The organism is Streptomyces sp. NPDC058955 (genome assembly GCF_042741435.1).
GTDB lineage: Bacteria > Actinomycetota > Actinomycetes > Streptomycetales > Streptomycetaceae > Streptomyces.
Genome location: NZ_JBHYKM010000191.1, coordinates 1 through 9,330 on the forward strand (window position 1 = coordinate 1; position 9,330 = coordinate 9,330).

4 protein-coding genes are annotated in these 9,330 nt (G+C 74.3%); 3 read left to right on the forward strand and 1 reads right to left on the reverse strand.

What is annotated here, in order from left to right; all coding sequences use genetic code 11:
- Nucleotides 1-197: 197 nt before the first annotated feature.
- Nucleotides 198-1,397, reverse strand: coding sequence for a S8 family serine peptidase (locus tag ACFW1I_RS36995; RefSeq protein ID WP_384678282.1), 1,200 nt, complete (start codon nt 1,395-1,397; stop codon nt 198-200).
- Between the two features lie 208 nt (nt 1,398-1,605).
- On the opposite strand from ACFW1I_RS36995, the gene ACFW1I_RS37000 reads away from it, so the two are divergent.
- From ACFW1I_RS37000 to ACFW1I_RS37010, 3 genes are all read left to right on the forward strand, one after another.
- Nucleotides 1,606-4,983 (forward strand): right-handed parallel beta-helix repeat-containing protein, encoded by a 3,378-nt coding sequence (locus ACFW1I_RS37000; RefSeq protein ID WP_384678284.1) that lies wholly within the window; start codon nt 1,606-1,608, stop codon nt 4,981-4,983.
- Nucleotides 4,984-5,084: 101 nt separating this feature from the next.
- Entirely contained in the window at nt 5,085-7,625 is a 2,541-nt protein-coding gene (locus ACFW1I_RS37005) for a hypothetical protein (protein ID WP_384678286.1), read from the forward strand.
- Nucleotides 7,626-7,660: 35 nt separating this feature from the next.
- Nucleotides 7,661-9,238 carry a hypothetical protein gene (locus tag ACFW1I_RS37010; protein WP_384678288.1) on the forward strand — a complete coding sequence of 526 codons (1,578 nt, stop codon included), beginning with the start codon at nt 7,661-7,663 and terminating at the stop codon, nt 9,236-9,238.
- Nucleotides 9,239-9,330: the final 92 nt, after the last annotated feature.

Here is a 9,330-nt window from a genome sequence, read left to right on the forward strand (position 1 = left end):
CTGCTGGGTGTGACCGGCTGACGCTGGCGTACCTGTACGTCCGACGCGTATGCCCTGGAGACGCCGAGCACCGGAAGGAACGGCGCCGGGCGGGCGCGGGCCCGGGGGGGGGGGGGTCACCCGTGTTGCCCCCCCCCCCGTCTGTTCCACTCCCGCCCTTCCCTCCTGGCGCCCCGCTCTCCCCGCCCCGGCCCCCCTCAGCCGGCCCGCCACCCCCGCGCCCGTGCCCGGGGCAGTAGCGCCCCCAGCGCCGCCACCAGGAGCGCGACGGCCAGCCCCGCGACGGCGATCAGCTCCGCGCGGGCGCGGGCGCCCCCATCCGAGACGGGCACGGGGAGGACGACGGGCTCCTGGGCCCGCAGGGCGGTCGGCCCGGCGGACCAGGGCAGCACGCCCGAGACGGCGGCGTAGGGGTCGAGGCGGGGCACGGCCGAGGTGTACGCGGACCCCAACAGCCGCTCCCGCACTCGCGGAGCGGAGAGTTCCGGTGCGTACCCCCGCACCAGCGCGGCGGCCCCGGCGACGAACCCCACGGCGAGGGACGATCCCGAGCCGGTGAACGCCCCGTCGCCGCCCGGCCCCACGCTCACGACCCGGTCGCCCGGCGCGGCGAGGTCGGCGTTCCGGGGCGTCGGCGCGTTCTCCGGCCGGGTCCCGTCGGCACCGAAGTCGATCACGGAGAGGACACCGGGTTCGGCGGCCGGCCAGTAGTCCCGGGGCGCCTTCTCCTCCCCGGCGGCGTGCCGCGGCGGCTGGTCCGGCACCGCCGGCGCGACGACGAGCGCGTCCCGCCGTACGGCTTCCCGCACGGCCGCGGTCAGTTGGGCGTCCCGCTTCTCCAGTGCCACCGGTACGGCGACGATCCTCGCGCCGGCGTCCAGCGCTGCCCGGATGCCCCGGGCCAGGCCGGGTCCGTCGACCGCGCCTCGGGGCGCGGTGGCTCGGACAGCGAGGACCCTCGCGGCCGGCGCGACGCCGGTGAACCCGGCAGCCCCGTCGGGGGCGGCGGCGACGAGTCCCGCGACGAAGCTGCCGTGACCCACGCAGTCCTGGCCGCCGCCCGGCCCGACCGGAAGGACGCGTCCGCGCAGCGCGGGGACGGTGACGCCGACGCCGGTACCGACGACCGCCACCGGAACCCCCTCGCCCCGGGTGAGCCGCCATACGCGGTCGAGCCCGAGCATCTCCTGCGTCCACGGCGACCGCTCCGCCCGAACGGTCGACGCCGGCCGACAGGGCGCGTCGTCGGCGAGCCGCTGCACCACGACGGGCAGGGCTGCTGGATCCGCCCGGACGACGGCAGGGGCCGGGCGGGCGGCCGAGGCGGGTCCGGCGGCGACGACGACGAGGGCGGCCGCGGGCAGGAGGGGGGCGACACGTCGCCGTAGGGGTCGCATGGGCGCAGCCTAGGATCGCGCGGCCCGGGCGGGGCGCCGCGCGCGGGTAATTAAGCGTGCCGACGCAGGCGCGTACGCCTCCTACGTCATCGGGTACCGGGCGGTTCAGTCACGCTCTGCGTCATTCGCCTGTGTCCCCGTGCGCGGGCGGCGAGCCACGATGCCCGGTGGGCGCCTTCCGCGCCCGCTCACCAGGGGAGGCACGGTCGTGGTACGCCAGGTACTCACCGTCGATCACAACGGCTCCGGCGACCACCGGACCATCAAGGAAGCGCTGGCGCGCGCCCGTACGGGGGCCGTGATCAGCGTGCGTCCCGGCCGGTACGTGGAGAATCTGCTCGTGACCACGCAGGTCACCATCGTCGCCGACGGCCCCAAGGGCAGCGTCGAGATCGTCCCCCGCCGCGACACCGCCCTGACCCTCGTGGCCGAGGCCGTGATGCTCACGGACCTGTTGCTGCGCGGCGGCGAGAGCGACGTGCCGGTGGTACACGCGGCTCGTGGCCAACTGGCCATGCGGGACTGCGAGGTGGTGGGCAAGGGCTGGACGGCGGTGTCCGCGTCGGACACCGGTTCGCTCGCCCTTCGAGACTGCCGGATCACCAATCCGGAAGGCGCCGGGATCGTCGTCACCTCCTCCCAGCAGAGCGCGGTGGAGGACTCCGTCATCGAGCACCTGGGCACCTCCGCGGTCGTCGCCGTCGACCAGGGAAGACTGCAGGTCCGCGGTTGCCGCCTCAGGGACGCCCGGGGCAACGGCTTCCTGGCCAACGGCGACGCCCGGGGCTCCGTGGAGAACTGCGAGATCTCCTCCACCGACAAGCCGGCCGTCGCCCTCGAAGGCTCCAGCAGCTTCGGCGTCAACGACGTCACCGTCACCGGCGTCACCGTCGGCGTCTACGTCACCAGCGACTCCCGGACCGTTCTGGAGAACGTGCGGGTCACCGACACCACCGGGCACGGCATCGTGGTCGCTGCCGGGGCGGACCCGCTGCTGCGCCGGTGCGGCACCACCGACACCCGAGGCAGCGGCCTGCTGGTGACGGGCAGGTCGCGGGGCACGTACGAGGACTGCGTGTTCCGCTCCCCCGCACAGGCGGGCATCCGCGTCGCCGAGTCCAGCGGGCCCGTCCTGACCGGCACCACGGTCCGGGACGCCGAGGCGGTGTCGGTGCTCCTGACAGACGAGTCGGCGGCCGAGATCGACCGGCTCGACGTGATCGATTCGGGAGGTCACGGGGTGTCGGTCCGCTCCGGCGCCAACCCGCTGCTGCGCCGGGTGCGGATCAACGGCGCCAAGGGGTTCGGCGTGGAGGTCGCCGAGGACGGGCGCGGCCGTCTGGAGCACTGCGAGATCGAGAACACCTCGGCGGCGGCGCTCCGCGTCACCGGCCACGGCAACCCCTACGTCGGCAACACGACCATCCGCGCCTCACAGCAGTCCGGGGTGTCCGTGGGTTCCCTGGGGCGAGGCTCCCTGCGGGACTGCGAGATCCTGGGCAGCGGCACCGAAGGAGTGTCCGTGGAGGACGGCGGCGAGCTGTCCCTGACCCGGGTGCAGGTCAGGGAGGCCGGCGCGCATGGCGTCCTGGTGGCCACAGGCGGGCGCGCCGCGATGAACGCGTCCGAGTTCGAGGGGTGCACGGGCGACGGCATACGGGTCGACAGCGCGGAACAGGTGTCGGTGACCCAGTGCACCGTGCGCGCCAACCGGGGCGCCGGTCTGCGCCACTCCCGTCCACCGGGGCGGCTGACCGTGGAGGGTCTGGTCAGCGGCGGGAACGGTGCTGCGGACGTGTGGGACGGCGCGCCCCGCCCGGAGATCCCGGACACGGCCGCGCCCGCCTCCCCGGCCACCGCAGGCGGCGAACAGGCCGCTCCCCAGGGCCCCCTGGCCGAGCTGGCAGCACTGGTCGGCCTCGAAGGCGTGAAGCGCCAGGTCAGCACCCTCGTCAACCTCAATCGGCTGGCCCAGCACCGCGCCCGGCTCGGCATGCCGGCCCCACCCATGAGTCGTCACCTCGTCTTCGCGGGGCCGCCCGGCACGGGCAAGACCACCGTCGCGCGCCTGTACGGCTCCATCCTCGCCGAGCTGGGCTCGCTGCCATCCGGCCACATCGTGGAGGTGTCACGGGCCGACCTGGTGGCGCAGATCATCGGCGGCACCGCGATCAAGACCACCGAGACCTTTCAACGGGCTCTGGGCGGAGTGCTGTTCATCGACGAGGCCTACACCCTGCTGTCCGACAGCAAGGGTTCGGGCGCGGACTTCGGCCAGGAGGCGATCGACACCCTGGTGAAGCTCATGGAGGACCACCGCGACGAGGTCGTCGTCATCGTGGCCGGCTACTCCAAGGAGATGCAGTCCTTCCTCTCCGCCAACCCCGGCCTGGCCTCCCGCTTCACCCGGAGCATCGAGTTCGTCAACTACACCGTGGACGAACTCGTCACCATCGTCGAGAACATGTGCACGGCGCACAGCTATCAACTCGCCGCCGAGGCGCGCGAGGCGCTGGCGCTCCACTTCACCCGCATGCCCAGGGACGCGAGCTTCGGCAACGGCCGTGCCGCGCGCAAGGTCTTCGAGGAGATGGTGGACCGGCAGGCGTTCCGGCTCGCCACGCGGCCCGACGTCGGGCAGGCGGATCTGACCCAGCTCGTCGCCGAGGACGTGGGCGAGGAGGAGGCCGCGCTGGTCGGCGCCGGAGGCGCCCCTGAGCCCTCCGAATCGGAGGTCCTCGCCCGGCTCAACGGCATGATCGGTCTGTCCGCGGTGAAGGACGAGGTCCGGGGGATGATGGACCTGCTCGGCGCGGCCCGACAGCGCGAGGCGGCAGGGCTGCCCGCCCCGCGGATCAGCCACCACCTCGTCTTCGCCGGCCCCCCCGGCACCGGCAAGACCACCGTCGCGCGACTCTACGCCGACCTCCTGCGGTCCTTCGGGGTGCTGCCCCGTGGCCAGCTGGTCGAGGTGGCACGCGCCGATCTGGTCGGACGGTACATCGGACACACGGCTCAGCTCACCAAGGAAGCCTTCGAACGGGCCCTCGGTGGCGTGCTGTTCATCGACGAGGCATACACCCTCACCCCCGCCGACTCACCGGCCGACTTCGGGCGTGAGGCCGTGGACACCCTCCTGAAGCTCATGGAGGACCATCGCGACGAGGTCGTCGTCATCGTGGCGGGCTACACCGCCGAGATGGGCCGCTTCCTCGACTCCAACCCCGGTCTGGCGTCCCGGTTCTCCCGCCACGTCACCTTCGAGGACTACTCCACGGACGAACTCCTGAGCATCGTCGGGGCACACGCGGCGGAGCTCGGCTACACCTGCGCCCCCGAGACCGTGGAAGCCGTACGGCACCACCTCTCGGCGCTGCCGCGCGACCGGACCTTCGGCAACGCACGCCTCGCGCGCCAGCTGGTCGAGACGATGATGACCCGGCAGGCGGGGCGGCTCAGCGCCGTCGAATCCCCCGACCCCCGGCAGCTCGCCGAGTTCCTCCCCGTGGACCTGCCGCCAGGCCCGGCGTCCCGGGGGCCCGCACTGCGCGGTGCCGAGCCCGTCCGCGGAGGTGTCGGATCGTGAGGTTGTGGCAGAGTTTTCTGGGACGGCGGACGCCGAACGGCCATCCCGCGGCGGACCGCTCCGCGCCGGCGGCCGGCCGGCGACCGGGGTCGGTGGCGGGCGTGTACCTGTTCCACACCACCGAGGAAGCTCCCTCGCACCTGTCCGCGGCGGCCCGGTCGCTGCGGAACGTCGCGCACGACTGCGTCGTCTTCCTGGTCGACAGCGGCATCGGGCTGGGGCCCGCGCTCCTGGAGCAGTTCGGGCCCGTGCTGACCGAGGCGATCACGCAACGGCTGGCGAGGGTCGCCCTGGTGATGACCGACGGCGCGTCGAACGGTGTCGCCGCGGAGATCGCCGCCACATGGCCGGTGGAGGTGGTGGCGTGCGACGGAGTGCCCGTCGTCGGCCCGGACGGCACCCTGTTCACCCAGGGGCAGTGGGTCCGGTTCGCAGGCGGACTCGCCCCGGACACGATCGGTCGGCGTTTTCCCCCGCCGGCCTGGCAGCCCGCCTTCGCGCGGCTCGCGGCCGACACGGCGGACGGCCACCGGATCGACCAGATCCCCGCGGGTGCCCTGCTGCGCCCCGCATCCTGGGGCGCCCCCGCGGTACCGTCGCTGGCTCACACCGTCCCTGTGGAGGCCACCAGCGCCGCACTCGTCGTCGGTGGCCCCGGGGCGGGCGAGACGTCCGCGGAGGCGGTGGCGAGCGTCCTCGCCGCACTGCCGGCCCCCGTGCGGGCGGCGACCAGGCTTGTTCCATGGTCAGGCGACTCCCTGCCGCTCGCCCGGGACGTGACGGACCTCCTCGGCACGGAGATCGAGGTGATGAGCGGCATGCCGCTGCTCGTCGACACCACCGACGACACGGCACCCGAGTCCCGCACGTTCGCCATTCGGGCGGACGGCACGCCAACCTGGCATCCGTACCTCGAAGCCGTTGCCTGCCCGGACGACCGGAACGCCGCCCCGACCCCGACCCGCTGGCGTCCACCGTACGACGGCCTGGAGCCCGGCCCCTCCGACGGGACGTACCGCCTCACGGACCACTGGCTGCTCGCCGTCACCAGGGCCGGCCTGTGGATCGGCGGCCCCCGCGAGTGGCCCGGAAGCTGGGAACGGCCGCTCGACACCGAGGTGCTCGCCATCGACCTGGGCACGCCCGGCACCCGCGTGGGGGCCGAGGTGATCCCCGCCTTGGACCGGCTCCTGACCGGGGTGGGCACGGAGGCGCGCGCCCACGCGATGCTCCAGGTCCACAGCACGTGCGAAGGAGATGTCCTCCGGGACCTTCGGCGCCTGGCCGTACGGCACGGCATCGGCATGGCCCCCCGCGGATGGCTGCCGGGCAGACGGTCCGGTGGGGCGCCGGTGCCCCTGCCGGCCCCGGCGTCCCGTGGCACCGCACCGACGGTGCCGGGTTCGTCCGGCACGCCGATCGCGCTGACCTCGTCCACCGCCCCGGCCCTGGAGCCCCGTCCCGTCCCGGAAACGAGAACTCCGGACGGGCGCGTGCCCGGAACGACGACACCGCCTCCGGGGTCGGACGACCGGGCCTCCGGCCCCGGACCCGTGGTGACCCTGGCGGAGGGAGACCCCCAGGCGGTCTCGTCGGCGAGCGGCCTGCCGCCATGGCTGACCGCCGGCACGCCCGTCAGCACCGGCGCGCAGAAGAGGCGGACCCGGGCCGTGACGACAGCCGAGGGCACGAGGGCCGGAGGGGCGACGACGGGAGGGGCGACGACCGAAGCAGTCGCACCGACTACCGTGTCCGCCGCGGAGGCGATCGTCGTTCCCTCCCGGGAGGCCGACGCGGAAGAGGCCGTGGCCCCTTCCGGGGAGGCCGATCCGCCGGTCACGGCCAAGCCCGTGCGGCCTCGGCCGATACCCGCGCCCCCCACCGAAACCGGGCAGGCTGCCGGGTCCGGGGCACTCGCCCCCGGTGCCGGCGACGACATTCGCTCCATCCTCGGATCCGAATGGCAGGTACACGATCAAGCGGTCCTGCGCGGGCTGACCCGGCTGCCGTCGGTGCGGGGCCACGCAGATGAGGCGCTGCGTGCGGGCCTCGTAGCCGTGCGCCTCTACCTGGCCGGGGAGGCCGAGCGGCTTCCCGTGGAACTGCGACGGGCGTCCCTCGGCTCCGGCCTGCGCCGGCTGCCCTCATACCGCGGTCCCGCCCTGCGTGGTGTCGCCCCGGACGAGGAAGTACGAGGAGACCTCGTGCCCGGCACCGAACTGCGATCGCCGGACCCGGTGAGCGCCCTGGCCACCGACCGGCCCGTGCCGAAGGCCGGCCGGGGCGGATATCTGATCTGGTCGTCGACGGCCCGGCGGGTGCGCCCCCTGCTCGACGGTCCGGAGACGGACGCCCATGAGGAGGTGGTGTTCTGCCCGGGCACTCGACTGCGTGTGCTGGGTACGCACGACGGCCCTGGCGGCCGGTACGTCCTGCTGAAGGAGCTACCGGAGTCCGCGCCCGCCTCGGTACCGGGTCACCCGGACGCAGGGGACGCGCCCACCGAAGAGCGCCTGCTTGCCTGGCTGGCTGATTCCGGCGCCCGGCTGGAAGCCACGTTCGCCTGGCCCGGCCGCTGTACGGGCGATCCGGTCCCGACCGGGCGAGACGTGTCCACCCTCCGTACGCCCGCGCCGTCGTGAGCGTGCGGTACACCCTATCGACAGAGGAGAACCCCATGTCAGAAACCCACCGAACGGTGGGCCAGCGCCCCCCCGAGCCCGCGGAAGAGGCCAGGGAGGAGGTCCGCATCCGGCAGGCGGTCGCCTTCCCCGGCGGTGACGGGGCTTCGGGGGTGGCCACGAACGTGGTCACGGGCGTGTTCGTGCCGCAGCCCGCCCGCCCCGAACCAGCCGTCGGACCGGAGGCGGGCACGGTGTCCCGCTCCCGGCGCCGCACCCGTCTTCAGCGTCCGACGCCGGCCCCGGCCCCGGCCCTCGTGGAGAACGGTGACGATCACGAAGGCGCCTCGTCCCGAGAAGCGACGGGCGCCGCCCCCACGGTGGCCGCGCCCGTCGGCGCGGATGCGCCGGTACCGCCCGCACCGCCTGGCAGGACGGCCACCGGCGGCTCTGGCGGCCGTCCCCTGATCGCCGCTGCGGCGATCGCGGGCGCCGTCCTCGTGTCCGTACCACTGGCTGTCAGCGAGCGCACCTCGGACAACGGGCCGGAGACCCTGACGGTCGGTGACGTCCGGGCCCTCCCGGCAGCCACCTTGGGCGAGCCCGACCCCACGTGGCCGAGTCCCCAGGGGGAGGTGGGCGACCTGGGCGAGGAGACATCGCGGATCAGTGGCCAGCCGTCCGTGGTCCTCCCTCCGGCAGAGCGGGCCACGGGCCAGAACCGGGCCGAAACCCCGGCCTACTCCCCGCCGGTGATCGCTCCCGCCGGGGAGAAGGCGGACGAACGGGCGACGGTCGCCGGACTCCCGGCGGCGCGGATACCGGCGCCGTCCGCACCCGTCGCCGACGGCGAGAAGGACGGCGAAGCCGCTCACCGCCTGCTCCCCACCGGAGCGCGCGGCGGGCGGAATTCCACCCCGGCGCACGTCGACTCCGGTGACCGCCGGTCCGACGCCCGGCCCGCGTTCACCCGGAAACCGGTCTCCCGACCGACGGCCGTCCGCGCGGTCACCGAGAAGGAAACGCCCGGCGGCCAGGACACGTCGAGGCAGCAGGAGGCCCGCTCGGCGGCGACCGAGCGTCCGAAGTCGGCCAAACCGGTCCGCTCGCAGGTCGCTGCGGCGACACCGAAGCCCACGCCGACGACGAAGACCTCGGCCGCGAAGCCGGCGGCCGCCGCACGGCCGAAGCCGAAGCCGAAGCCGAAGCCGAAGCCCGCGAGCGTGGTCGCTCCGGCCCGAACCGCACCAGCGGCGGTCCAGACCACACGGGTGCGGCCGCAGAAGCCCGCCGAGCCCGCGCAGACCCTCGCCGTCACGGCGACGCGGGTGCTCGAACGGGGTCAGTCGGTATCCACCAACCGGATGTCCCTCCGGATGCAGGGCAACGGGAATCTGGTGGTCTTCGACGCGAAGGGCCGGGCACGCTGGTCGTCCGGCACGGCTGGGCGGGGGGTACGGGCCGTGTTCCAGGACGACGGCAACTTCGTGGTCTACGACGGCGCGAACCAGCCTGTGTGGTGGTCGGGCACCGCTCGTCATCCCGGTGCCCGGCTGGTCCTCCAGAACGACGGCAACCTCACCATCGTGTCCGCGAACGGGCAGACGCTCTGGGCTAGCGGCACGAGGAACTGACGGGACGGAAACAGAGGATGACGAAGAGCGGGGGGCCCCCGGGGGCCCCCCGGAGAGTGAAACACCCCCCCCCGCCCACCCCCCCGGCGGCC